The 23,851-nt window shown below is 57.7% G+C and carries 22 protein-coding genes; 7 read left to right on the forward strand and 15 right to left on the reverse strand.

The features are described 5' to 3' along the window. The first annotated feature begins 9 nt into the window (after positions 1–9). The gene (locus GOW31_RS06085) at positions 10–1,890 is read left to right on the forward strand and encodes a monovalent cation:proton antiporter-2 (CPA2) family protein (protein WP_152457685.1); all 1,881 of its coding nucleotides are present in this window, start codon (positions 10–12) and stop codon (positions 1,888–1,890) included. A gap of 30 nt (positions 1,891–1,920) precedes the next feature. On the opposite strand, the gene cobT is transcribed toward GOW31_RS06085, so the two are convergent. Then, on the reverse strand, positions 1,921–2,931 hold the full coding sequence (gene cobT / locus GOW31_RS06090; protein WP_152457684.1) for a nicotinate-nucleotide--dimethylbenzimidazole phosphoribosyltransferase: 1,011 nt from the start codon (positions 2,929–2,931) through the stop codon (positions 1,921–1,923). Between the two features lie 78 nt (positions 2,932–3,009). Between cobT and cobS the strand changes: the two genes are divergently transcribed. Continuing rightward, entirely contained in the window at positions 3,010–3,774 is a 765-nt protein-coding gene (gene cobS / locus GOW31_RS06095; protein ID WP_171168575.1) for an adenosylcobinamide-GDP ribazoletransferase, read from the forward strand. On the opposite strand, the gene GOW31_RS06100 is transcribed toward cobS, so the two are convergent. From GOW31_RS06100 to GOW31_RS06125, 6 genes are all read right to left on the reverse strand, one after another. After that, a complete protein-coding gene (locus GOW31_RS06100; protein ID WP_171168577.1) occupies positions 3,771–4,532 on the reverse strand; it encodes an ion channel in 762 nt (253 codons plus the stop codon). The two genes, cobS and GOW31_RS06100, sit on opposite strands and share 4 nt — an antisense overlap. A 117-nt stretch (positions 4,533–4,649) precedes the next feature. Further along, positions 4,650–5,159: a CarD family transcriptional regulator gene (locus GOW31_RS06105; RefSeq protein ID WP_171116428.1), complete on the reverse strand. Its 510-nt coding sequence runs from the start codon at positions 5,157–5,159 to the stop codon at positions 4,650–4,652. A gap of 282 nt (positions 5,160–5,441) precedes the next feature. Further along, entirely contained in the window at positions 5,442–5,780 is a 339-nt protein-coding gene (gene fdxA, locus GOW31_RS06110; RefSeq protein ID WP_152457680.1) for a ferredoxin FdxA, read from the reverse strand. Positions 5,781–5,846: 66 nt separating this feature from the next. Continuing rightward, positions 5,847–6,212: an RNA-binding S4 domain-containing protein gene (locus tag GOW31_RS06115; protein WP_171168579.1), complete on the reverse strand. Its 366-nt coding sequence runs from the start codon at positions 6,210–6,212 to the stop codon at positions 5,847–5,849. A 6-nt stretch (positions 6,213–6,218) separates the two neighbouring features. Next, a complete protein-coding gene (locus GOW31_RS06120; protein WP_171168581.1) occupies positions 6,219–9,044 on the reverse strand; it encodes a helicase-related protein in 2,826 nt (941 codons plus the stop codon). Positions 9,045–9,065: 21 nt separating this feature from the next. Then, positions 9,066–9,674 carry a tetratricopeptide repeat protein gene (locus tag GOW31_RS06125; RefSeq protein WP_171168583.1) on the reverse strand — a complete coding sequence of 203 codons (609 nt, stop codon included), beginning with the start codon at positions 9,672–9,674 and terminating at the stop codon, positions 9,066–9,068. Positions 9,675–9,704: 30 nt separating this feature from the next. Here GOW31_RS06125 and GOW31_RS06130 point away from each other — a divergent pair, with 30 nt between their 5' ends. From GOW31_RS06130 to GOW31_RS06140, 3 genes are all read left to right on the forward strand, one after another. Continuing rightward, on the forward strand, positions 9,705–9,995 hold the full coding sequence (locus tag GOW31_RS06130) for an SCP2 sterol-binding domain-containing protein (RefSeq protein WP_152457676.1): 291 nt from the start codon (positions 9,705–9,707) through the stop codon (positions 9,993–9,995). Further along, on the forward strand, positions 9,995–10,969 hold the full coding sequence (locus tag GOW31_RS06135; protein ID WP_171168585.1) for an alpha/beta fold hydrolase: 975 nt from the start codon (positions 9,995–9,997) through the stop codon (positions 10,967–10,969). Before GOW31_RS06130 ends, GOW31_RS06135 begins: the two co-directional genes overlap by 1 nt. An 83-nt stretch (positions 10,970–11,052) precedes the next feature. Beyond that, positions 11,053–12,873 (forward strand): M3 family oligoendopeptidase, encoded by a 1,821-nt coding sequence (locus tag GOW31_RS06140; RefSeq protein ID WP_171168587.1) that lies wholly within the window; start codon positions 11,053–11,055, stop codon positions 12,871–12,873. 707 nt (positions 12,874–13,580) lie between these two features. Here the strand turns inward: GOW31_RS06140 and GOW31_RS06145 are convergent. The 4 genes from GOW31_RS06145 to GOW31_RS06160 all read right to left on the reverse strand — a co-directional run bounded on the left by GOW31_RS06145 (position 13,581) and on the right by GOW31_RS06160 (position 17,210). Continuing rightward, entirely contained in the window at positions 13,581–13,850 is a 270-nt protein-coding gene (locus GOW31_RS06145; RefSeq protein ID WP_170346639.1) for a DksA/TraR family C4-type zinc finger protein, read from the reverse strand. 58 nt (positions 13,851–13,908) lie between these two features. Continuing rightward, the gene (locus GOW31_RS06150) at positions 13,909–14,883 is read right to left on the reverse strand and encodes a Gfo/Idh/MocA family protein (RefSeq protein WP_171168589.1); all 975 of its coding nucleotides are present in this window, start codon (positions 14,881–14,883) and stop codon (positions 13,909–13,911) included. A gap of 250 nt (positions 14,884–15,133) precedes the next feature. Then, a complete protein-coding gene (rpoH, locus tag GOW31_RS06155) occupies positions 15,134–16,030 on the reverse strand; it encodes an RNA polymerase sigma factor RpoH (protein ID WP_171116444.1) in 897 nt (298 codons plus the stop codon). A gap of 145 nt (positions 16,031–16,175) precedes the next feature. Next, positions 16,176–17,210 (reverse strand): RluA family pseudouridine synthase, encoded by a 1,035-nt coding sequence (locus GOW31_RS06160; protein WP_171168591.1) that lies wholly within the window; start codon positions 17,208–17,210, stop codon positions 16,176–16,178. On the opposite strand from GOW31_RS06160, the gene GOW31_RS06165 reads away from it, so the two are divergent. Then, a complete protein-coding gene (locus tag GOW31_RS06165; RefSeq protein WP_152457651.1) occupies positions 17,209–17,511 on the forward strand; it encodes a DUF6476 family protein in 303 nt (100 codons plus the stop codon). The genes GOW31_RS06160 and GOW31_RS06165 overlap by 2 nt on opposite strands. A gap of 49 nt (positions 17,512–17,560) precedes the next feature. Here the strand turns inward: GOW31_RS06165 and GOW31_RS06170 are convergent, their stop codons facing one another. From GOW31_RS06170 to GOW31_RS06185, 4 genes are all read right to left on the reverse strand, one after another. Further along, complete coding sequence (locus GOW31_RS06170; protein WP_171168593.1) at positions 17,561–19,456, reverse strand: ATP-grasp fold amidoligase family protein; 1,896 nt, start codon at positions 19,454–19,456, stop codon at positions 17,561–17,563. Between the two features lie 27 nt (positions 19,457–19,483). After that, positions 19,484–20,536, reverse strand: coding sequence for a glycosyltransferase family 2 protein (locus GOW31_RS06175; protein WP_171168595.1), 1,053 nt, complete (start codon positions 20,534–20,536; stop codon positions 19,484–19,486). Positions 20,537–20,558: 22 nt separating this feature from the next. Next, positions 20,559–21,260 carry a class I SAM-dependent methyltransferase gene (locus GOW31_RS06180; RefSeq protein ID WP_254441637.1) on the reverse strand — a complete coding sequence of 234 codons (702 nt, stop codon included), beginning with the start codon at positions 21,258–21,260 and terminating at the stop codon, positions 20,559–20,561. Between the two features lie 64 nt (positions 21,261–21,324). Further along, positions 21,325–23,208, reverse strand: coding sequence for a glycosyltransferase family 2 protein (locus GOW31_RS06185; RefSeq protein WP_171168597.1), 1,884 nt, complete (start codon positions 23,206–23,208; stop codon positions 21,325–21,327). 316 nt (positions 23,209–23,524) lie between these two features. On the opposite strand from GOW31_RS06185, the gene GOW31_RS06190 reads away from it, so the two are divergent. Beyond that, positions 23,525–23,740, forward strand: a complete 216-nt coding sequence (locus GOW31_RS06190) for an acyltransferase family protein (protein WP_171116457.1) — start codon at positions 23,525–23,527, stop codon at positions 23,738–23,740. Positions 23,741–23,851 lie beyond the last annotated feature (111 nt).

A 23,851-nucleotide genomic window follows, 5' to 3' on the forward strand; every position in this document is an offset into this window, starting at 1 on the left:
AGGACACCTATGGACGTATTCCTATATCAGGCTTCGATCTATCTGGCAGCGGCGGTCATCGCCGTTCCCCTGTCTGCACGGCTGGGGCTGGGGTCGGTGCTTGGATACCTGGCCGCCGGGATCATCATTGGACCTGTTCTTGGGCTTGTCGGCGCGGAAACGGAAAACCTTCAACACGTTGCCGAATTCGGTGTGGTGATGATGCTGTTCCTGATCGGTCTGGAACTGGAGCCACGCGCCCTGTGGGATATGCGCGACAAGTTGCTGGGGTTGGGCGGGTTGCAGGTTGCGTTGTCGACGGCTGCGATCGCTGCCGTGGCAATGTACGCCAACCACCCTTGGTCGGTCGCCCTGGCCGTAGGGCTGACCTTGTCGCTGTCATCCACGGCAATCGTTCTTCAGACTCTTTCGGAAAAGGGCCTGATGCGAACAAATGGCGGTCGAGCTACGTTTTCGGTGCTGCTGACGCAGGACATAGCGGTCATTCCGATCTTGGCCTTGCTTCCACTTCTGGCCTTGCCGGCCATGCCTCATATCGAATCGGATGGTTCGATTGACCGCGGGGCCGGAGAACTTCACGGCGCGGACCATCACAGCCTTTCTCTGGTCGAAGGTCTGCCGGGTTGGGCCGTCACGCTGGTTACGATCGGGGCAGTGGTGTTTGTCATTCTGGCCGGTGTCTACCTGACCCGCCCGCTGTTTCGCTTCATCCACGCGACCCGCCTGCGCGAGATGTATACCGCCCTGGCGCTTATGATCGTGGTCGGGATTTCCTTCCTGATGACCCTCGTCGGGCTTTCCCCTGCCCTGGGCGCCTTCCTGGCGGGCGTTGTTCTGGCTAGTTCCGAGTTCAGACATGAAATGGAAAGCGACCTTGAGCCATTCAAAGGGCTTTTGCTTGGGCTTTTCTTCATCACGGTCGGTGCCGGGATCGATGTTGCCTATTTCTTTGATGATCCCCTTGACCTGATCGGTCTGGCGCTTCTTTTGATCCTTGCAAAAGGGATCATCCTGTATCTTGTGGGCAAGGCCTTCAAGTTGCGTGGGCGCGATCACTGGCTGTTTACCTTGGGCTTGGCGCAAGCGGGTGAGTTTGGTTTTGTTCTGCTGGCATTTTCCACGCAACAGAATGTCATCCCCCCCGACCTGTCCCAAAAACTGCTGATGATCATCGCTTTGACGATGCTGATCACACCGCTTCTGTTTATCATCTACGATCTTCTGTCGCGAAAGATCGGCGACACTTCCAAAGAACCTGTGCCGGACGAAATTGACGAAAAAGGCCCCGTCATCATCGCCGGGATTGGTCGGTTCGGGCAGATTGTAAACCGGCTGGTGCGGGCCAGCGGGTTCAAGACGGTTGTACTGGACCATGATATCGAAACCATTCAGTTGATGCGCCGTTTCGGCGTCAAAGGGTTTCTGGGCGATCCTACACGCCCTGAATTGCTGCGCGCTGCGGGGTTGGAAAAAGCGTCGGTCCTTGTCGCCGCCATGGATGACCACAAGCAAGTCACGCGGCTTGTCGGGTATGCCAGACGGCAGCGCCCTGACCTTCACATCATCGCCCGCGCCCGCGACCGGACGCATGTGTACGAGCTCTATCAGGCTGGCGCCAACGACATCGTGCGGGAACTTTTCGACAGCTCATTGCGCGCAGGCCGCTATGTTCTGGAGAATGTCGGGCTAAGTGAGTACGAGGCCGCACAGGCGGAACAGACCTTTTATCACCATGACCGGATGTCTGTTCGCGATCTCGCCGAACTATGGGTCCCGGGTCTGCCAACTGCCGAAAACAAGAAATACATCGAGCGTGCACAGCAGCTGGAAAAAGATTTGGAAACCGCGCTGCTGGAGCTGGCCGAAAAACACGCCAAGAAGTCCGCCTGACCCAAGCCTGTGCCCGGGTCAGGCAATGAATCAACCGTCAGACACTCCTGCCTCGGCAAAGGTTGCCATACCGGAATGGCAGGCCACGGCGCTTTTGAGAATATTGATCGCCAGTGCCCCGCCCGACCCTTCGCCCAGCCGAAGACCAAGACTCAGCAGCGGTTCCTTGCCCAGCTTCGCCAATACGGCACCGTGTGCGGCCTCGGCGCTTTGGTGGCCGGCCACGGCGTGATCCAGCGCGGTGTCCGACAGCCTCCACAGGCAGGCAGCGGCGGCGGTACAGATAAAACCGTCAAGGATCACAGGAATGCGCAATATCCGCGCGGCGGCAATCGCCCCTGCCATCGCCGCGATCTCACGACCTCCGAGGCAGCGCAGGATTTCAAGGCCGTCCTCTGACTTGTGCAACGCTACACCTTCGGCCACAACGCGGGTCTTGTTGGTCAGCCCTGCATCATCGACGCCTGTCCCGCGACCTGTCCAATCGGCCGCGTCACCGCCGAACAGCGCGCAGGCAATGGCGGCTGCCGGGGTCGTGTTGCCAATGCCCATCTCGCCCACGACCAAAAGATCTGCCTGCGGGTCCACGGCCTGCCAGCCGGTGCGCAGCGCATCCAGCAGTTCGGCTTCCGTCATGGCCGGTGCCTGGGTGAAATCTGCGGTCGGGTTGTCCAGATCCAGTGCGTGTACATCCATCGCCGCACCCGCCGCCCGGGCCAGTTGGTTGATCGCCGCACCGCCATGTTCGAAGTTCATCACCATTTGCACGGTCACTTCCGACGGAAAAGCCGAGACCCCCTGTGCGGTGACTCCGTGGTTTCCGGCAAAGACGATGACCTGTGGCGCCGTGATCTGTGGCCGGGCATCTCCTCGCCATCCAGCGTACCAGATTGCCAAGTCTTCAAGTCGCCCCAGCGCACCCGGGGGTTTCGTCAGTTGTCCGTTTCGCTCTGCCGCGCCCTGTGCCGCGGTGGCATCCGGCCCCGGAGCCGCTGCAAGCGCAGCGCGGAACGCGTTCAAATCATTCAGTTCAGGCAACATGAAAGCCTCATTGCATCAGAGTGGTCCTGTGTGTTTAACCGAAGCATTGAATCCAACAAGACCCCGAAAGGCACGGGCGTGCAAAAAAACGACACCAATCCCTTTTCCCTGTGGGATATTCCGCTGGCTCTGGTACTGTTGACCCGCCTGCCTCTGCCCCGATTGCCCGAACCTGTGTTCAAACGGCAGGCACAGGCGGCATGGGCCTTCCCCATCGCCGGGCTGGCCGTCGGAGCGATTGCCTGTCTGGTCGGATGGTTGGCAATGGTCTTTCATCTGCCCCCTTTTGTTGCCGCGGCCCTATTGGTTGCAACGTTGATCATGACGACGGGCGCGATGCACGAAGACGGTCTGGCCGATACGTTCGACGGCCTCTGGGGCGGGTTCACCGCTGAACGTCGACTTGAAATCATGAAAGACAGCCAGATCGGAACCTATGGTGTTCTCGCTTTGGTTTTTTCTCAGCTTGCTCGGGTTTCGGCAGTTGCCGCGATTTTGGCAACCGGGTCGATTTGGGCGATTCTGGCAGCCTGCATGTTCTCACGCGCCTTGATGCCGGTTTTGATGGCATCCCTGCCAAACGCCAGAAAATCGGGGCTGAGCCATTCGGTGGGAACCCCCGGCGCGATTTCGGTCAGCATGTCCTTGGGCCTGGCCGCTCCAATCGCCGTTTTCCTGTGCGGGGGTGCGGCGATCACCGCCATCTTCTCTGCCGCCTCGGTTGCTGCCATCTTGGCGCTGACAGCGCGCAAGAAGATCGGCGGCCAGACCGGGGACATACTTGGGGCATCGCAACAACTGGCCGAGATCGCGTTTCTGCTTGCCATCAGCGCGCAGATCTAGGACACGCCGCCTGTTTCGATCCGCAGTGTTCCACCGCAATGCTTGCAATGCACGGCATCGGGATCATGCCGATACAACCCGCAGCTTGGGCATTTGTGACGTACCTTCTGCGGCATGAATATCGCCTGCGCCAAACGGACAAACAACGCGACACCCACGACCATGATGAACACCGAGAACAGCTTGCCCCAAGGGGTGCTCAGCGTGATGTCGCCGAACCCGGTTGTGGTCAGGGTGGCCATGGTGAAATACAGCGCGTCTATGTAAGGCGTCTGGGCGTCTTCCGGAATGAAGAACACCAAAACCGCCGTAGAGGTGGCAAAGACAAATACCATCAGATTGATTGCTGCAATCACCGCGTCTTCATGGGTGCGAAAAAAGGTACTGTCGCGTCGCAAGTCCCTGAGCAGGTGGTATGAATGGATCAGGCGCAAGGCCCGCAGAATCCTCAGGAAAGCCAGGTTGCCCGTCAGGAACGGATCCAGAACCAGCGAGACGATGACGACAATATCCGCCAGCGTATAAATCTGGCGCAGCAGCTTCCAACGATCCTTTGAAATCCAAAGCCGCGCAGAGAAGTCCAAGAAAATCAAAAAACCGATCAACTGGCTTGCAAGGACCAAGCCGGGACCATGAGGGACGTGAGCCGTTGCGACAAAGAAAATGATTGTCGCAACATCGAACAGGATCAGAGCGTACCGAAACCAGACCGAAATCGGGTCATGTCCGATATACAGATATCTAACTGCCTGCTTCATGTCCGCCCTGTAGCTTGCTGCATATACAGTGAAATTAGCGGTACTTGCGGAATTCACCAAGCCACGAAAAAGGCCGCCCCGATGGTGGAGCGGCCTGTTGTCATATTGAACTCGCTGTCAGGCAGCGCGAGAGGTCAGAACTTCGTCCACCTGTTTGGCAGCGGATACTTCGCCGGTGCCGGAAACCGCCGCGACCTCGCGGGTCAGACGTTCCAGGGCAGCTTCGTACAGCTGACGCTCGGAATAGCTCTGCTCGCGCTGGTCGTCCGTGCGATGCAGATCGCGGACCACTTCCGCAATCGAGATCAGATCGCCCGAGTTGATTTTCTGTTCGTATTCCTGAGCACGGCGCGACCACATGGCGCGTTTGACCTTTGCCTTTCCCTTCAGCGTTTTCATCGCCTGACTGATCACGTCGGGCGAGCTGAGCGACCGCAGTCCGGATTCGGTAACCTTGTTGGTCGGCACGCGTAGAGTCATCTTGTCTTTCTCAAATGAGATGACGAACAGCTCCAGAGAGAATCCCGCGACTTCCTGTTCTTCGATCGAGATGATCTGGCCTACGCCGTGGGCGGGGTAGACAACATAGTCGTTCGGGCGGAACTCGAGCTTTTTCGACTTTGTCATTCAGTTTTTTCCTTGCTTGCGGACGGGACACAGACAACAAAAGCACCACATGCGGGGACTTTTTCAGCCCCGACAGGCGGCGATATTGTCACAAATTCAAATCTCCAAAGCGAGCATACTTGTGGAGCGCATCCCAATCTCGGTCATCATACAAGAACCAAGTATATCACAAAAATACGACACCCGAAAGTTTACCCTACGGTAAATCTTCATATTCAACCTGTTTTCAACAGGTTGTGCCGCGTTCTTTTCGCATCAAACAGGGGTTTGAGCGCGAATCGTTCAACCACCCTCGCCCGGTGCTTCCGAGAAATACTTCTCCATCTTGCCTTCTTCACCGTCGCGTTCTTCCGCATCGGGAAGCGGATCTTTCTTGGTGACGATCACAGGCCACATTTCCGAGTACTTGCGATTGAATTCGACCCATTGATCCATGCCCGGTTCAGTATCGGGGCGGATCGCGTCGGCCGGGCATTCCGGTTCGCAAACACCGCAGTCGATGCATTCGTCGGGATGGATGACCAACGTGTTCTCACCTTCATAGAAACAGTCCACCGGACATACTTCGACACAGTCGGTATATTTGCAGGCGATACAGTTTTCGGTGACAACATAGGTCATGATCGGATTCCCGTTTGCGGTTTGAGCGTTTAGCTAATTCAGTCTGGCCTACTCTTCAAGATATGATCAGCGATCTTCGGTGCGAGAAAGATCAAGTGAACGGCGATCTTTCTTTGTCGGGCGACCTTTTCCCTCAAACCCCGGATTTTTGGGCGGAACGTCCTGTTTTTCGGTCATATCGAAATACAGCGTTTGCGCTTCGGGGGCCGGACCACGGCGATCCCCGATTTTTTCGATGCGCACAACGCGGACGATACGGCCCTGAGGAAAGGTCAGAACGTCGCCCGGGGCCACGGCCTGCGCCGGTTTTTGCACCCGGTTTCCGTTCAACCTGACATGGCCGCCGCTGACCTGTTTGGCGGCCAGGCTGCGGGTCTTGAAGAACCGCGCCTGCCACAACCATTTGTCAATCCGCAGCTTGGCCTCGGCCATTTCGGATCAGTTGCCGTCCTTCAAACCCATCAGCGCGGCTGCAAACGGGTTGTCAGGATCAATCGCCTTTTCCTTTTTCGGCGGCCGCGACGAGAAGGTCTTGGCGCCCTGAGGCTTGCCGCCCTTCTTGCCGTGCGGTTTGCCACGGCCATCCTGCGGTTTGCCGCGCGGTTTGCCCTTGCCCTGCCCCTGCTCGCGGCGCGGGCCTCGGTTGGGCTGTCGCTGACGGGCCCAGGTGAAGGTGTAGAACACTTCAACCTCGGGTTCGTCTGACACTGGTTCTGCGGGAAGGCTGTCCGCGCCAGCCTCGGCTGCCGCCTCGGTGCCGTCGGTGGCCTCGGCTGCCGCCTCGGCGGGTGCGGCGACCTCTTCTGCCGCGACTTCACTTGCCGGGGCTTCTTCGGCGGTCGGTTTGTCCGCTTCAGCTGCCGCCGGCTGTTCGACCGGTGCAGGTTTGACTTTCGGCCGCTCGCCGCGTTCCGCCTTGTATCCCAGCCCCTGCATCAGGTCTGCGAACTGATCCAGGGTCATACCGGTGATCGACAGCATATCGGGTTTGGCTTCGAATCCCCCGCGGCTGTCTTCAGCGCGCAGCATGTCCGCCAAACGTTCCAACATGTCGATACGGATCGAACGCTCGCCTGCATCGCGGTAGCCACACATGGTGTCATAGCCCTGCGGTGCATCCTTGGCGACCGGCACGGTCACCAGGCCCGGAGGTGGCGCTTCGGGGAATTCCTGCAACCCGCTGGACAGCGCCCAAAGCACGAGACGCAGACGCGTGGGGGCCGGTTTCAACAGCAGCGGCATGAAAATGGTGAACTGGCCGAACCGGATACCATGCTTGCGCAAGGCACCGCGGGCGTCCTGATCAAGATCCTTGACCTCTTGTGCGACCTGGGCGCGGGGCAGGATACCCAGCGCTTCGACCATGCGGAAAGCAAATCCTTTGGCAAGGCCACTGAGTTCCTCATCGCGGGACAGGTTCAGCAGCGGCTCGAACAGAGCGGCCACCTTGCGGTCAATGAAGTGCTGCAAACGGCGCTGCACTTTCTGCTCGACATCCGGCCCAGCCGCTTCGTCAACAAACACTTCGACCATGGGTTTGAGAGGTTCGGCCCCGGCAACCAGCTTGCCAACGGCGTATTCACCCCACATCAGGCCACCCTGATCAGTGAAATCAATTTCAGTATCGGGCGCGTTGTAGAAGCGATCGGCGCGCAGATGGAATTGCGGCGCGAGTGCTTGCAGAGACGCCGATTTCAGAGCTTTCGCCTCGGTTCCCTGCGCGCTTTTGTCCGGGATGAACCGGAACCCTTCCAGACGACCGACGAATTCGCCTTCGACGGTCACTTCACCCTTGTCATTTACTTCGGCCAAAAGGGCCTCCTTCTGTTTGAGCCGGCGCAACAAAACGGATGTGCGCCGATCCACAAATCTTTGCGTGAGACGCTCATGCAGAGCGTCGGACAGTCTGTCTTCTACAGTGCGGGTTTCGTCACGCCAATGTGATTCGTCACGAACCCACCCTTTCCGCTGCGCAACATATGTCCACGTGCGAATATATGCCAATCTTTTAGATAAAGCGTCGATATCGCCGTGGGTCTGATCGATCCGTCTGATCTGCCGCGCCATGAACTCGTCGGGAATAGATCCCCGTTCATGCAGATGGCCATAGATCACCTCCAGCAAGCTGGCGTGTTCCGCGTGGCTGATACCGCGAAAATCAGGGATTCTGCACACATCCCACAGCAACCGGACGGACGGGCCGTCGCTTGCCCGGGCGACAACCTCGGTCACTTGCGACAGCGATTTCAACGCGTTCAGGTCATCAGCAGGGCGGGCCTTGATCAGGTGTTCATCATCCGGGCTGACCTCAAGCGAGTCGATCAGCGCTTCAATCGAGCCGAACCGAAGGGCGGCGTTCCGCCAGTTCAGCTTTTTCATCGGCGTAAACCGGCTGTCCATTATCGCCTGTGCCACGCCCTCGTCCAGCGGCGGGGCCTCTCCGGTTACGCCGAAGGTGCCATCCGACATCCCGCGACCTGCCCGGCCTGCGATCTGCGCCAGCTCGTTCGGCGCAAGCGGACGCATCCTGCGCCCATCGAATTTGGACAGGGATGAAAACGCAACGTGGTTCACATCCAGGTTCAACCCCATCCCGATAGCGTCCGTGGCAACCAGGTAATCAACCTCGCCGTTTTGATACAGGTCCACCTGTGCATTCCGGGTCCGCGGGCTGAGCGCCCCCATGACCACCGCGGCACCACCTTTCTGGCGGCGCAGCAATTCGGCGATGGCATAGACGTTTTCAACCGAGAACCCCACGATGGCGCTGCGCGCAGGCATCCGGCTGATCTTTCTGGAGCCCGAGTAAACCAGCTGTGACATCCGCTCTCGCCGCACGAACTGCGCCTGGGGGACCAGCGCCGAAATCGGGCCACGCATTGTGTCCGAGCCCAGGAACAATGTCTCGTTCGTGCCGCGAGACCTAAGCAGACGGTCGGTGAAGACGTGACCCCGTTCCGGATCGGCACAGAGCTGGATCTCATCGATGGCAACAAAATCAGCGCCCATGCCTTCCGGCATCGCCTCAACCGTGCACACCCAATACTGGGCGCGGGGCGGTACGATCCGTTCTTCACCCGTGACCAGCGCCACCACCGACGGCCCACGGATCGCAACGATCTTGTCATAGACCTCGCGCGCCAGCAGGCGCAGCGGCAGACCGATCACGCCGGTCCGATGGCCCAGCATGCGTTCGATAGCGTAATGGGTTTTACCAGTGTTGGTCGGGCCAAGTACGGCCACGATTCGGGATGACCCGCTCACATTCGCCCCCTGCCCCGAGCCTTACAGCGCCTTGCCTTCAACCTGAGGCTTCAGCCGATTCACGGCATTGGTTACTTCTTCGTGATGAGGATGTATAGACAACGCCCGAGAATAAGCCTCGTAGGCTTTCCGAGGTTCCCCGATAACTTCAAAGATCAGACCCAGACCGTAAATCGCCTCATAGTGATTTGGATTCAGCGTCAGCACATGTTCCAGATCGGCGGCCGCCATACCAAATCGCTCGACCCCGAAAAAGGCAGATGCGCGCAGATGCCAGCCTTCGGCAAAATCAGGCGCGTGATCCGTCAGCGCGGTCAGATGATCCAGAGCAGCGTCGACGTCGCCCTCATCCAAGGCCTCGCGTCCCCGCTCCAGCAGCAGATCAGCCGACGCAGACCCCGATTGCGACCACAGCGCCTGCAACTGCCGATCCAGTGCAATTGCCTGTTCCGGGGTCGACTGCGCCAGTTTTTGCAGCAACTCATCCTCGTCCCGTGAATCCGCCTGCTGCGCGAAACAATTGGTGGAAAACGTGACTAGGACAAAAAGTGCCGCAACGGTACCTTTGAGATTGTGAATTGCAATGCTCATAACAGTAGTCAGTGTAGCGTTGCGACCGGGGATGTCCATTCACGGCGCACTAACAATATGAGGAAAAGCATGAGCGAGACTCTTGAAAAGGCGGCTGCCGCACTGAACGAAAAACTTGATGGCGGCGCGTTTGATGACACGGCCAAGTTCGCCATCACCGATCTGGGTTCGATCGTTCTGGACGAAAACGGTGCGCGGGTCAGCGATGAAGAGGCCAGTGTCACCATGAGCGCTGATGCAGAGACATTCGAACAGATCCTCAGCGGTGAGCTGAATCCGACCGGCGCGTTCATGTCCGGAAAGCTGAGCATTGACGGCGACATGGGTGTTGCCATGAAGCTTGCCTCGGTGCTGGCCTGATGGAGTTGTCGCCGGCCCCCTTTTTTGAAGACGTGGCCGGCGGACCTGCCGGTGGAAAGGCCCATTGGTTGACGATGTCTGACCAAAAACGCATTCGCGTGGGTCACTGGCTTCCGGATGATGGCGCACATGGCACCGTCATGATGTTCCCCGGACGCACCGAATATATCGAAAAATATGGCAGTACCGCCGGTGAATTCGCGAAGCGCGGCTTTGCGATGCTGGCCGTGGACTGGCGCGGTCAGGGTCTTGCGGATCGGTTGCTGGACAACCCACGCATCGGCCATGTCGATCATTTCACCGATTACCAATATGATGTTCAGTCAACCCTGGACCTTGCCAACGCTCTGGATTTGCCCAAGCCGTGGTATGTCGTCGGGCATTCGATGGGCGGTGCCATCGGGTTGCGTGCCGTCATCGAAAAAGGGTGCTTTGCCGCGTGCGCGTTCACCGGCCCGATGTGGGGAATTTTCTTCACTCCGGTCATGAAACCTCTGAGCCGCGTTACAGCGTATTGGGGCACCGCGCTTGGCCTTGGCGAACGCACCCCCCCGACCACGACGCTTGAAAGCTATGTCCTGTCGCAACCTTTCGACGGGAATATGCTGACCCGCGACCCGGACATGTACCGGATGATGCAAAATCAGCTGAATGCGCATCCCGAACTGGCTCTTGGTGCCCCTTCCAACCGCTGGCTGCGCGAGTCGCTGGACGAATGCGAATGGTTGATGGAACAGCCCGCCCCAAAGACACCCTGTCTGACTTTTCTGGGCAGCCACGAACAGATCGTCGATCGCAAGGCCATACGGGCGCGCATGGCCAATTGGCCGAATGGTACATTGATCGAAATCCCGAACGGTGAACATGAGGTGCTGATGGAAGCACCGGACGTTCGGGGCCCGGTTCTGGACCAGCTTGCCAGTCATTTCCGGGCCAACCAATCAAATGGGGCGTCCAAGCTGGTTTCCACGTAAACCTTTTCACCTTGGGATTGGCCGCTTGTGATCCGCGCGCGCCAACCCTAGATGTTTGCAAAGCAGTCTACAAAAGGTGATCCATGCGCGACCTTCCCTTTCCCGTCCGTGACGCAAACGCAATGGGCGGTGCCGACAATCTGGGCAATCTTCCCGAATGGGATCTGACGGATCTCTACGCCTCGGAAGAGGCGCCCGAACTGGCGCGCGACTTGGACTGGCTGGAAGGCGAATGTGCCGCCTTTGCGGCAGACTATGAAGGCAAGCTGGCAGAGCTGGACGCTGCGGCCCTTTTGGCCTGCGTTCAGCGCAATGAAAAGATCAACGCCGTCGCAGGCCGTATCATGTCCTTTGCCGGTCTGCGCTATTACCAACTGACCACCGACGCAGAGCGGGCCAAGTTCCTGTCGGACATGCAGGAAAAGATCACCGTGTTCACAACGCCTCTGGTGTTTTTCACGCTCGAGATCAACCGGATCGAAGATGATGTGCTTGGGGCGCATTTTGCTGCCAACCCGGATCTTGCCCGATACGAGCCCGTGTTCCGGCGCATCCGCGCGATGAAGCCCTATCAGCTGTCTGACGAGCTGGAAAAATTCCTGCACGATCTGGGCGTTGTCGGCGACGCGTGGGAGCGTCTTTTCGACGAAACCATCGCCGGACTGACCTTTACGGTGGACGGCGACGAACTGAACATCGAAGGCACCCTGAACCTGCTGACCGAACAGGACCGCTCCAAGCGCGAGGCCGCGGCGCGCGAACTGGCCCGCGTGTTTCAGGAGAACATCAAAACATTTGCCCGTGTCCACAACACGCAGGCCAAAGAGAAAGAAATCGTCGATCGCTGGCGCAAGATGCCGACCGCGCAAACAGGGCGTCACTTGTCGAACGATGTCGAACCCGAAGTGGTCGAAGCCCTGCGCGAGGCGGTCGTGGCCGCCTATCCCAAACTCAGCCATCGGTACTATGATCTCAAGCGAAAGTGGCTGGGGCTGGATGTGATGCAGGTCTGGGACCGCAACGCGCCGCTGCCGATGGAAGACACCCGCACCGTGTCGTGGGAGGACGCCGAGAAAACCGTGATGGAAGCCTACGCCGCCTTCGATCCCCGCATGGCCGACATCGCGGCGCCGTTCTTCTCGAAAGGCTGGATCGACGCGGCGGTGAAGCCCGGCAAGGCTCCGGGCGCCTTCGCGCATCCCACCGTGACCGAGGTGCATCCTTACGTGATGCTCAACTATCTGGGCAAACCGCGCGACGTGATGACGCTTGCGCACGAGCTGGGCCACGGCGTGCATCAGGTGCTGGCTGCCGATCAGGGCGAGATGCTGTCCTCGACGCCGCTGACGCTGGCCGAAACCGCCAGCGTCTTCGGCGAGATGCTAACTTTCCGCAAGATGCTGGACCAGGCCGAAACGCCCGAACAGCGCAAGGTTCTGCTGGCCGGCAAGGTCGAGGACATGATCAACACGGTGGTCCGCCAGATCGCCTTCTACGACTTTGAATGCAAACTGCACGCCGCCCGCCGCGAGGGGGAGCTGACCCCAGACGACATCAATGCCCTGTGGATGAGCGTTCAGGCCGAAAGTCTTGGCCCGGCATTCGAATTCATGGACGGGTACGAGACCTTCTGGGCTTATATCCCGCACTTTGTTCATTCGCCCTTCTACGTTTACGCCTATGCCTTCGGCGACGGGTTGGTGAACGCGCTATACTCGGTCTATGAAAGCGGCGCCGAAGGTTTCGAGGACAAGTATTTCGAAATGCTGCGCGCAGGTGGATCAAAGCACCACAAAGAACTGCTGGCCCCGTTCGGGCTAGATGCCAGCGACCCGAAATTCTGGGACAAGGGCCTGTCGATGATCTCGGGCTTCATTGACGAGCTGGAGGCGATGGAGGGCTGAGACGCCCGTAACAGAGGGTGGCGACATCTGCCTTGTGGAAATCCTCCTTCCTCGGCACTGTCGCGCCCAAGGGGCTGTTGAATGCAAGCGTCCGCTACGTGGGACATTACCGCCATTTGGTATGCTTGTTCCAATGGCGGCTTAATCCCCGAAGCGTATACTTGCGGCGATTCTCTCTTTGGGTGAATAAAGCAACAAAGTCTCTGAGTTGGAGGAATAATATGAACCTGGTTCGTCATGCGCTCGGATTAGTCGAGCGTTGAGCTCTTCTGGCCAAAGATAGGTGCATGCGCCAAGGATATCGTGGCGACCTTCAGGGACGGCAACTGGTGTTTCGACCCAATCGGCGTGCCAGTTCGCTGGTGGGGTTGATGCAGCGTTCCCTGAAATACTTGCAATTGCATAGGAACAACCAAATACGTTGTCAGCCCATGGATGACTGCCCCAATGCCACCTGCGGCTTTCGACTACGGCTTCGATATCTAGCAAGTCCTCAAAGAACGTAGAAGCAAATCGCGGGCTTTGAACAAAGTGAATCCAACTCCACCAAACCATAACCAGAACTATTGGCAAGGTTATCAATACTCCGACTGAACAAAACAAGAAGAGTATGAGATTCTTCATATGACTTATTTGCGTTCCCGACTTCGGACATTCATAACCAGTGGCGCATCCGACACAATGGGCTCATCGCGGCCATACCAAGATCACTTCAACTGACTGTCTTTCGATCCACGCCGATTGACGCCGCCGCGCGCCTTGAACGCGCCGTCCCGCTCTTGCTGGCAATCCAGGCAGAGCTTTACTCCCGGCAACGCGACGCGACGCTTTTCCGGGATAGGTTCCTCGCATTCGGCACAATGGGTCAGGCTTTCGCCCTGGGGCCGCTTTTGCGCCTGCATCCGCGCCAGTTCATCTGAGATCGACGCTTCGATCTGTTCGCTTACAGCGCCGTCGCGTGCCCAACCTCCGGCCATCGGTCATCTCCTGAAACTGTGACACTCAGGATAGCTGAGCCGTTGGCCGCAACGCAAGTTACAGTGAAACCGCGCCCTCGAATACACGATCAATCACCTCTTGCGTCCCGCGTGAGAATTCCAAAGGGCAAGGATATTCCGCCCCATCCCTGATTGATCGGCAAAAGGCCTCGACCTGCAACTTGTAATGGTCTGCTCCGGGGAAGCGGGTGACCTGAACTTCAAGCCCCGGCCGGTGCAGCTCGACCCGCGCCTCTCCGAACACACGCGCATTGAACGGGGTCGTCAGGCGGATCAAACCGCTCTCGCCGTGAAATACCATCTCTTGATGGGGATGCATCCGTATGGACACATAGCTGGAATAGGTAAATCCGGGGAACTGGGCGCGTATTTCAGTGAAGATGTCGATATCATCCTGCCAACGGATCGCGGATTGCACCGACACAGGCTCTTGCCCGGTTGCAAAGCGTGCTCCACCGATCACGTAGACCCCGATGTCACGCAATCCTCCACCGCCCGTTTCCGCACGGTTTCGAATGTTCCGAGTGTCAGAGCGATTGTCGAAACTGAATGCACCGGTCACATGTACCAAATTGCCGATGGCACCATCAGCGATCAGTTTCCTTGCAAGCTGCCATTGAGGGTGATGGACGATCATGTATGCCTCGGCGGCCAACAGGCCGCTTTGGTCTCGCTTTTGGATCAATGCGTCGAATTCATCCGCCTTCATGGTCATGGGCTTTTCGCACAGAACATGCTTGCCAGCCTTTAAAGCCTTAAGGCTCCATTCCGCATGCATATGGTTGGGCAACGGGATGTAGATTGCGTCGATTCCGGCGTCTGCCAACAACGCATCATAGCTGTCAAATACTTGCAAATCCGGGCAAAAGGACTGAAACGGTTCTACCTTTGCGGTATCCGAGGTTGCCAGCGCGGCCAAGCGCGCGCCATTGGCGGCATGTATCGCCGGGGCCATGTATTCGCGCGCAAATTTCGCTGCACCCAATACACCAAATTGAACCGGTCTTTGCATTGCACCCTCCGTACTCGGCTTGTTTCAAATTACGCGCTTCCCGAGGGGGCACCAGCGCTCGTTCTGCTGCGAAATCAAAGACAAAACACGTCTTTTCCTAACACAGCTTTCGACCTTCAGCCATTGATTTAGGGCTTTGATTCAGTTTCCGCCAACATTCGCAAAAAACGCCCCCTGATCATCAGAGGGCGTTTTCCGTTATTGCTTGAACGCAAAGAATCTTCCTGCGAGGCAAGCAGGGGCGCAACTGTTAGCTGACGCCCAGCATGCCTTTTTCCCGCGCCAGATCCCGCATTTTCTTTTGCAGCTTCTCGAACGCGCGCACTTCGATCTGGCGAATGCGCTCTCGGCTTACGTTGTACTGAGTGCTCAACTCCTCGAGCGTGACAGGCTGATCCATCAGACGGCGCTGGGTCAAGATATCCTTTTCCCGATCATTTAGCACATCCAAAGCCGCCGCCAGCAATTCCCGACGTGCTTCCAGTTCATCGCGTGCTTCGTAATCACCGGCCTGATCGGCATCCTCATCCTCAAGCCAGTCCTGCCATTGCATGGTGCCTTCGCCTTCGGACCCGACCGTGGCGTTCAGGGACGCATCGCCACCGGACATCCGGCGGTTCATGCTGATCACTTCTTCTTCGGTCACACCCAGATCAGTGGCGATCTTCTTGACGTTTTCAGGGCGCAGGTCGCCCTCTTCCAATGCACCGATGCGGGCCTTGGCCTTGCGCAGATTGAAGAACAGCTTTTTCTGCGCCGAGGTTGTGCCCAGTTTCACCAGAGACCAGGACCGCAGGATGTATTCCTGGATCGAGGCACGTATCCACCACATGGCATAGGTCGCCAGACGGAAGCCTTTTTCAGGGTCAAACCGTTTGACCGCCTGCATCAGGCCCACATTGGCCTCGGAAATCACTTCGGCCTGCGGCAGACCATAGCCGCGATAGCCCATGGCGATCTTGGCCGCCAGACGCAGGTGAGACGTCACCATCTTGTGCGCGGCTTCGGTGTCCTGCTCTTCGACCCAGCGTTTGGCCAGCATGTATTCTTCTTCCGGCTCCAGCAGAGGAAACTTGCGGATTTCCTGCATATAGCGATTCAGGCCGCCCTCGGGCGTCGGTGCGGGAAGATTTGCGTAGTTTGCCATTATTGTGTCCCTCCGACAAATGTTTAGATGTTTAACATAGGATATGGGTAAGGAACCCTTCCCATTCAAGAGGTGCTGCTAACAGTCTGGAATTAATCTTACGTTAAGGAAAGGTAAAAAGCCCTTTTTCACAGGAGTTTGCTTATTATGACAGCGGTGCGCGCAGACGTTCGACAAGGCATTGCATATCTTGCGGCAAGTCAGCCTCAAACCGCAGGGATTCACCGGTGACAGGGTGCTCGAATCCCAAAACGGCGGCATGAAGCGCCTGACGGGGAAAAGCGCCTACAAAAGCGGCGGCGGCGGCGGAGAACGCTTTTGCGGACAGCTTGCGCTTGCCGCCATAAACCGGGTCGCCCACCAGCCCGTGCCCTGCGTGGGCCATATGAACGCGGATCTGATGCGTTCGGCCGGTTTCAAGCCAGCATTCGATCAGGGCAAGACCCGCCGGCACACCAAATGTCTCGACAACGCGTGCGCGTGTCACGGCATGCCGCCCGCCATGGAACAGAACCGCCTGTTTCTGACGGTCGGTCTTGTGTCGCGCAAGTTGCGTCGTGACGCGCATGATGTTGCCGGGTTCAAAGCTGATCCCTTTGACACCGCGCAACCGAGGATCGTTGGCATCCGGCACCCCGTAACACACCGCACGGTAATACCGTTCGACGCTATGCGCCGCGAATTGCTCGGCCAGCCCGTGATGCGCCGCGTCTGACTTTGCGACCACCAGAAGGCCGCTGGTTTCCTTGTCGATGCGATGCACGATACCGGGGCGTTTCACCCCGCCGACGCCCGACAGATCGTCTCCGCAATGGTGGAGCAAAGCATTCACCAATGTCCCGCTGGGTGATCCCGGCGCAGGGTGCACGACCATGCCTGCGGGTTTGTTGACAATGATTACGTCCGCATCCTCGAAGACGATCTCGAGCGGGATGTCCTCGGGACCGATATGGCTGTCTTCGGCCTCGGCCACGGCAATCGTGACCCGTGCCCCTTCGGCCACCTTGGCCTTGGGGTCGCGTATCTCGGCACCGTCGATCTGCACCGCGCCCCCTTCGATCAGACGCGCAAGTCGGGTGCGCGACAGGTTTTCCCCGTCTGGCACATCCCGGGAAAGCGCCTTATCAAGGCGAGGCGGCGGATCGGCCGCGATCTGAAACTCAATCTGGCGGGTGCCCATGACTGTCCCTTCCGAACCTCAAGAACCGCAGGAAACTCCGCAACTGCGATTGCTGCGGCGGATGGTCATGCTGTTGACCGCGGTGATGATTGGCGGGGTTCTAGTGACATTCGCCCTGATTGTCATCCGCCTATCGGACCGCACACCGACCTTGCCGGATCAGATCGCGCTGCCCGACGGCGCCCGGGCGCAGGCCCTGACCATCGGGGCAAACTGGTATGCCGTCGCAACCGATGACAATCGCATTCTGATCTTTGACAAAACAACTGGAAAACTGCGCCAGGAAATCGCGGTCGAATAGGCCCTGCCACCTGTTCCGGCGGCATGAAAGATCCGGGAATCGTCCAGCCTCAGCCGGGAAACAGCCGAGTTCCGGTCCACGCAGCACCCAGACGCTGATCCAGCGCATCCGACCGCATCTTGTGCTTGCCCGACACCGGCGCCATCATGATGTCACCCAAGCAAATCCTGTCACCAACCGGGAAAAGCTCTACGCTTGCGCATTCAAGGTCTTGCCCCAGGGTTTCAGCGATCCGGATCATGTCTTCAAAACGTTCGGGCCGGGGTTCAACAGTGCTGCTGGTTGGTGAATACAGCTCATCTGCAAGGTAATTGTAGTCGCGATCATAGAGCATCTGGATGCGCCCTCGCCCCCGGTCACGGTCAACCTGCACCAACTGCACGCGTCCGGCGATTACCCAGAATTTCCAGGTGCCGGCCTGTCGATCCCCGGCGGACAAGTCTTCTTCGATGTAATAGAGGGGCTTTTGCGTGGCGCGCCACCATTCGCCTGTCCAGAACCCTTCGGGCGTTTTTGTCTTGTGCCACGCTGCCAGTTTCTGGTTGGCATCGTCGCGCTGCGGGCCATCCAGCGGGAACGACAGGGCCAGCTTGTGACCATGGCTCATCGTTCCTTTCAACCAATACTGGCCGGGCCCGAGGTCGAGTGTTTCGGGCAATTCCGGAATGTGCGCCTCCCACATGCGCTGTGGGCAGGCAAGCAGTTCCGAGGCGCTGCCCACGTATTTGGACCGGTCAGAAATCAACGCATCAGGGACTTCGCCAAACAGCTTCATGACCACCAGCTTTTCGGCGAATGTCTTTGGCGCGCGCAGATCGGGTAATGACCGATGGCTATCCGCATAGTTGTACAAAGACATACCAAGCGCATTCAGCCGAGCAGGATCACTGCCATAGTGTTCCCAACCGCGCGAAAAACCGACGCGTGGCGGGGTGTTGGCACCGTACAGATTGTCAGCTGCAATTGCGTCGAGATCAGCCTGTGCCGCCTTGAGATAGTCTTCCCTGTCAGAGAGCAGAGCAACGGAAACAACGCCGCCGGTGGCGTCGTGGATTTCTTCGGTCGTAGCGCGCAAGGTGGGCAGGTTTGCCGGAAACTCCACCGGTTTGAGGCCCCCACGGCCGTGGCGCGGCAAAGGCGCGTCGCCCGGTCTCACACCCAGGTTCCGCAAACGTCGATCCAGAAACGAATGCCGTTTGATCCCGTTTGCAATCCACCACCGCATCCGGCGCCCCCACAGATGCACGGCAAGCGTTTCCTCTTTGATATACGCGTCCCTGAACTCTCGGACGTGAATGTCATTGGCCTGCCCTGCCCGTCTGAACGGCAAAGGATAAAAGACCGGTATGGGGCTGGCATGCTTCAACTCGTCGAAATGGCGCAGAAACCATGTCATGACGCCGGGGCCGTAGACACTGTGTTCCTGATCTGACGCATGAGGCAACTCTCCAGCCTGTTTAAGGCGTTCCAGTTCTTTCCGTTCCTCCCCTTCAACCCAAGGGCGGATCGGATAGGGGTCCTGGCAGTATTCGGAATACGCGTTCAACGTGGGGCTGTCGAAGGGCAACCGCATAACGGCATTGCAGATGGTATCGCGGTTGAAATACCCAAAAACATGATCGGCCCTTGGGATCGGGGCAAGCGCCAAAACATCCGTGTCGCACCACAGAAAATCCGTTTTCTTCATCAGGTGCAATCTGAAGATATCGGATTGGGGCACCGGCGTCTTGAACTGGTTGTTCACGATGAACTGCCTGGGTTCGTGGATTTCGTTTGCCGACACCAGTTCGATACCATCCGGAACGTTGTCGACTTGCCCATAGTGGAACAAAACGACTCTGTGACCGCATTCGGCGAATGACAGCATGCACATCTGCTCCAGAAAGCTCAGGCTGCCTTCCATCCACAGCATCCCAATCGTCGGAAGAGAGTGATCCGCAACCATTCGTCTATTTCTCCAGGGGCCGTTTTGTCAGGACTCTGTCCGGTTTTCGTCGGTCGAAGACGGCGCGCTGGCCGACAGGCGTTCCCTTACGCCACGGTCCTTTGCGACAAAATCCACAGCCGGTTTTTCAAGAAGTTTCTGGTACAGCTCATCATACTCTGGCAGTTTCAGCAGATCGTTGATCAGGGCCTTGTGCCAGCGGAACGCTCTTCTATGTAGCCGTCGAAGCCTGTCGTCAGCGCGAAACTCTTCCAGCACCGCATCCACTTCGTCCTTGTACCGCAGGATTGTTTCATCCTTGGCACCGCCACGGTTCCAACGGTCCCAATATTCGGTTCCAAGTGTCTGCGAGGAATGATTTGCCCGACCTCGGCTGCGCTTTGCCAGATAGGCCTGCGTGGATCTGACGGCATAGTGGTTGATCTGTGCGACTTCAAAACCAAACGGAGGCGAGACATGGTTGCCGAAGGGCGCAGGTTCCGTGGCGTGCCCTCCGGGCACGGACCGGAACACGCCGGTCTGAAGTTCGGGACGGGGGTGCGGGTTGTGCAACCCGAAACGAAGATAGAAATCGCCCTGCCTGAACAGGGATTTGACAAACCGGCGCCCTGCCCCGCCTTGTTCGAAATCCAGTTCACAATCGAAGAACTGCCGCGTCACCAGCGTATCGCGCATAACATGCCGACCACTGTTCGAGAAAATCTTCCAGGGGATGGAGATGACGTCAACGCCGGGCGTTGCCTCGATCAGATCATCAACTCTGTGATTTCCAACGTGAATATTCAGGAACTCATCCGCGTCCCCGACGTATATCCACTTTGCGTCTTTCACCACCGGCAAACGCCGTGCCTGCCTCAGCGCAGACCGGTGAATGCCTCCGGTTCCAACCCGGTTTCTGTGAAACTCCACATGGCCCAAGTCCTGCAACCGTCTCAGAATCTGGTTGGTGCCGTCTGTACAATCATTGGTGTAGACAATGATCCGGTCAAACCCCAGCACTTTGTGATGGGCCACCCATTCCAGAATATAGGGACCCTCGTTCTTCATCGCGGTGATGAGGACTTTTTCAGGCTTTTCCATCGCTGCCACTTATCCCCGCCGCCTAGTTGTTCTGACCTTTGCTGTCATCTTGCGGGACAATTTTTTCGATGGCGATCTGCGCGCCGGCAATCGCGCGGATGCGCAACTCTCGGGGGTGCTGACCCAGAAACTCGTTGACCGCACGGATCACGCCGTCGCCCCACCAGCCGCGGCGGTGGTAGTCGTCGAATGCCATGATCCCACCGGGTTTGATCTTGGGAAACAAAGCGGCCAGATCAGCGGTCACGCCTTCATACGAATGGTCTCCGTCGACATAGGCGAACGAGATGCTTTCATGATCAAAAAGCTCCAACGCAGGCACCGAAAAATCGCGGATAATACCGACCTTGCCCTCTTCGATCTCGGCCTCGAAAGTCTTTACGACCTTCTGGAAGATGGCCTCCATCTTTTCGTCTTCGGTCCGACCCACAAACGCGGTTGTGTGCGACTCAACACCAATATGCTTCCACGGGTCGATCAGAAAAAGCTGACTGGGCTCGATCAGTTTCAAGATGGTCGGAGAGAACTCACCCTGCCAGACACCGATTTCAACAGCCAAGCCCCCCTTTGGCAAACGCGAAAGGAATGTTCGGCGGATTGCTTCTTTGCTGTTTTTGCGTTTGGTCGCCTTGTCAGCCTTCGGTTTCTTCTGGCTGCCGGGCGCAACACCGATAACCTTGGGTTCGTTCGACATCTCGACCTCACTTGCAGACGGGTATCCCATTCACTCAAAACCCGTTTTGTTCATTGCGCCATGGCTACCACGCCACAGCCTCAAGAACCAGAAGCTATGTGTCCTTTTTGCCAAGCGGTGGCAACTTGTCGATGCCAAGCCACGGTGGCTGCAAGCTGGTTATCCGGTATCGTGCAGCATTGCGCCCGAGGAAACTGTTTATCGCCGCATTCATACCCGTATACGACCCGCCTCCGTGACGGCGATAGGATGTGAACGCGATACTGCCCCCGGGGGCAAGAACCCGGTCGATACGGCGCAACAGCTGGGTCATCACCTGCTCTGCCCGCACCCCGCGGATGATGACGACGCCGACGCTTTCGTCTTCAAACAGCTTCAGCATCAAGGGGGGCAGCGCCCGGTAGATATGCAATCGCCCGGCAAGAATGGGGTCGCGGAAATATTCCAGCAATGCATAAAACGTGCGATCCAACGCCTGTAGCTCGGGATCCTGAGTTGCATCCGGACATGTAAAACCGTCCCAAGACAGCCCCCACGGTCCTATGACCGTCAATTTCTCGACAGCGTCCAGATCAAGTACTTCTTCGATGATTTCAGTCTCAACATGTCCGATCAGCACCCAGTTCTTCTTGCCACTGATCGATCGAAGAAAACTCTGCCGCTGGTCTTTTGTTCTTTCAACTTCCGGGGGGACAGCAGGCAGGTAGACAGGATCCTTTGGATCAAACGGCACCGAAACTTGTTTGGCATCCGTGATTTGCGCGTGCTGCGCGGCGGCCTCTTCGTAATCGAACGAGGTTTCGAGGGAGTCGAGCCGAACAAACCAGGGGAAATTGTATGGCCTGGAGTTCTCGGGCTTGGACATCTTGCCAAGCCGCGTCCATTTCGCGACCTGGGCAAATGTGATTTCCGGGTCCTTGTACATTTCGGCGTTGAAGGACAGATCGCCGTCTTCCATCACGCCGAGGTCCAGCGCCTTGACATAGCGCCCGCTGCGAAAGCGGCTGAACTTTGCAACGAAATCCTGCGCCACCTCAGTTTTTCTGAGGCTTGCGATACGTTCCTTGTGAAATTCAACTGCCTGATGATGCAATTGCCCCAGAACAGGATCGGATCGCAGTTTCTCATAAACCTTTCGATGTCGCGCAACTTTGGACAGGATCGAGGTTTCTTCGATGTCGTTATAGCAATGCAGCTTCCAGTAGGCCTGACCTGTTGCCTCCATCTTCGGATGAAAACTCGAGGTATTCACATCCCCACGCAACCGCTTCATCAGATAGCTTTCCACGGACCTCACCGCATAGTGGTTCATCCGAAAAAGCCTGCGCCCAAACCCGGCGCCCGTTGACGAATACGCCCACCCTCTTCTTCGCATGGCCGGCGGCAACGGATCACCGTCCCCGTCGACCCAGGCAAATCGATCCGCCTTGTTGGGTATCGGGCCGCGCGGTCGATGCGTGCTGATTGTGCGATACGATCCGTTGTTGCGAAAGAGCGATTTGAACGCCCGCAAGTTGTGAGGACTGACGGCGCCAAGCTCGCCCGCACGGGTGAATTGCTCGACAACGAACCTGTCTTCGAACTCGACGATTCCGCTGTGCCCGAACAGCTGCCAGATTGCGGCAAATCCGTCCGCATGCGGCAATGCACGAAACAAATCGTCCAGTGTTCCGTCGCCGACGCGAATATCAAGAAATTCATCCACGTCGCAGACCAATATCCATTCGGCTTCTTTGCACCAGGGGTGTTCCATGGCGTTTGCATAAGCTGAAGCCTGGGGTCCAAATTCCCACGGGCCGGGATTGTCTATATGCGCCAGAAACCCCAGTTCCTGGCATCGCTGGAGGATCGCGTCGGTGCCATCGGAACAATCGTTCGAATTGACGATAAAACGGGTGAAGCCGATCGAAAGATAGTATGCAATCCATTCCAGGATGAACGGCCCTTCGTCTTTCATCGTGGATATGACAAGTCTCATCGCGTCTACCTGTACCCGTGGCCCGCAAATTCAGGATAGCGGGAAAAAACGCATCTTTGCAGATGTATAGCGCGTATCCCTGCCTGCGGCTTTGTTACGGGCCCCGGAAATGCATTGCAAGTGGACGAGCCCGCCGGTTCAACGTCTGCCAACTCCAAATTCCGCGGACGATCGCAGCCCCGTGGGCAGCGATCCCCCAGCGTGTCTCCGCCTTGAAACCGTCATTCGGATTACCATCGCGCGCCAACCATCTATCGCTGGCATTCGCCGCTGTCGAAGTCATTTGGCAGCACAGGCGCGGCATCTCGAGTGGATCATGACAGGCAATCTCAAAGATCAAAGGGCGCATGGCCTTGATTCACTGCGCGGTATCGCGGCGTCTGCGGTCGTGTTTGTACACGCGGTGAAAATTCATCCGCTTGGTGTCGATTACACAGACTGGGGTGTCGACTATTTTTCGATGGGGGTGCCGCTGTTTTTCATAATCAGCGCGATGTCCATGTCGCTGGCTTACCCAAAAGGAGTGCCCTGAGCAGCCTCATCTGACTGGTCCAAATTGATTGTTAGTGCATTGTCGGCCTGCGATCCATTGGTATGATGGTTTCGGGCGCTGGCGGGCGATAGCCCAGTGCACTGTGGGGCC

Origin of the sequence: Ruegeria sp. HKCCA0370 (assembly GCF_013033705.1) — a bacterium.
In the GTDB taxonomy this organism is placed as follows: domain Bacteria; phylum Pseudomonadota; class Alphaproteobacteria; order Rhodobacterales; family Rhodobacteraceae; genus Ruegeria.

What these genes read in the sequence shown, in the direction of transcription:
- GOW31_RS06085 (WP_152457685.1), top strand. Translation starts at nt 10, where the DNA reads ATGGACGTATTCCTATATCAGGCTTCGATCTATCTGGCAGCGGCGGTC.
- cobT (WP_152457684.1), bottom strand. Translation starts at nt 2,931, where the DNA reads ATGTTGCCTGAACTGAATGATTTGAACGCGTTCCGCGCTGCGCTTGCA.
- GOW31_RS06100 (WP_171168577.1), bottom strand. Translation starts at nt 4,532, where the DNA reads ATGAAGCAGGCAGTTAGATATCTGTATATCGGACATGACCCGATTTCG.
- GOW31_RS06105 (WP_171116428.1), bottom strand. Translation starts at nt 5,159, where the DNA reads ATGACAAAGTCGAAAAAGCTCGAGTTCCGCCCGAACGACTATGTTGTC.
- fdxA (WP_152457680.1), bottom strand. Translation starts at nt 5,780, where the DNA reads ATGACCTATGTTGTCACCGAAAACTGTATCGCCTGCAAATATACCGAC.
- GOW31_RS06115 (WP_171168579.1), bottom strand. Translation starts at nt 6,212, where the DNA reads ATGGCCGAGGCCAAGCTGCGGATTGACAAATGGTTGTGGCAGGCGCGG.
- GOW31_RS06125 (WP_171168583.1), bottom strand. Translation starts at nt 9,674, where the DNA reads ATGGACATCCCCGGTCGCAACGCTACACTGACTACTGTTATGAGCATT.
- GOW31_RS06130 (WP_152457676.1), top strand. Translation starts at nt 9,705, where the DNA reads ATGAGCGAGACTCTTGAAAAGGCGGCTGCCGCACTGAACGAAAAACTT.
- GOW31_RS06135 (WP_171168585.1), top strand. Translation starts at nt 9,995, where the DNA reads ATGGAGTTGTCGCCGGCCCCCTTTTTTGAAGACGTGGCCGGCGGACCT.
- GOW31_RS06140 (WP_171168587.1), top strand. Translation starts at nt 11,053, where the DNA reads ATGCGCGACCTTCCCTTTCCCGTCCGTGACGCAAACGCAATGGGCGGT.
- GOW31_RS06145 (WP_170346639.1), bottom strand. Translation starts at nt 13,850, where the DNA reads ATGGCCGGAGGTTGGGCACGCGACGGCGCTGTAAGCGAACAGATCGAA.
- GOW31_RS06150 (WP_171168589.1), bottom strand. Translation starts at nt 14,883, where the DNA reads ATGCAAAGACCGGTTCAATTTGGTGTATTGGGTGCAGCGAAATTTGCG.
- rpoH (WP_171116444.1), bottom strand. Translation starts at nt 16,030, where the DNA reads ATGGCAAACTACGCAAATCTTCCCGCACCGACGCCCGAGGGCGGCCTG.
- GOW31_RS06165 (WP_152457651.1), top strand. Translation starts at nt 17,209, where the DNA reads ATGACTGTCCCTTCCGAACCTCAAGAACCGCAGGAAACTCCGCAACTG.
- GOW31_RS06160 (WP_171168591.1), bottom strand. Translation starts at nt 17,210, where the DNA reads ATGGGCACCCGCCAGATTGAGTTTCAGATCGCGGCCGATCCGCCGCCT.
- GOW31_RS06170 (WP_171168593.1), bottom strand. Translation starts at nt 19,456, where the DNA reads ATGGTTGCGGATCACTCTCTTCCGACGATTGGGATGCTGTGGATGGAA.
- GOW31_RS06175 (WP_171168595.1), bottom strand. Translation starts at nt 20,536, where the DNA reads ATGGAAAAGCCTGAAAAAGTCCTCATCACCGCGATGAAGAACGAGGGT.
- GOW31_RS06180 (WP_254441637.1), bottom strand. Translation starts at nt 21,260, where the DNA reads ATGGGATACCCGTCTGCAAGTGAGGTCGAGATGTCGAACGAACCCAAG.
- GOW31_RS06185 (WP_171168597.1), bottom strand. Translation starts at nt 23,208, where the DNA reads ATGAGACTTGTCATATCCACGATGAAAGACGAAGGGCCGTTCATCCTG.
- GOW31_RS06190 (WP_171116457.1), top strand. Translation starts at nt 23,525, where the DNA reads ATGACAGGCAATCTCAAAGATCAAAGGGCGCATGGCCTTGATTCACTG.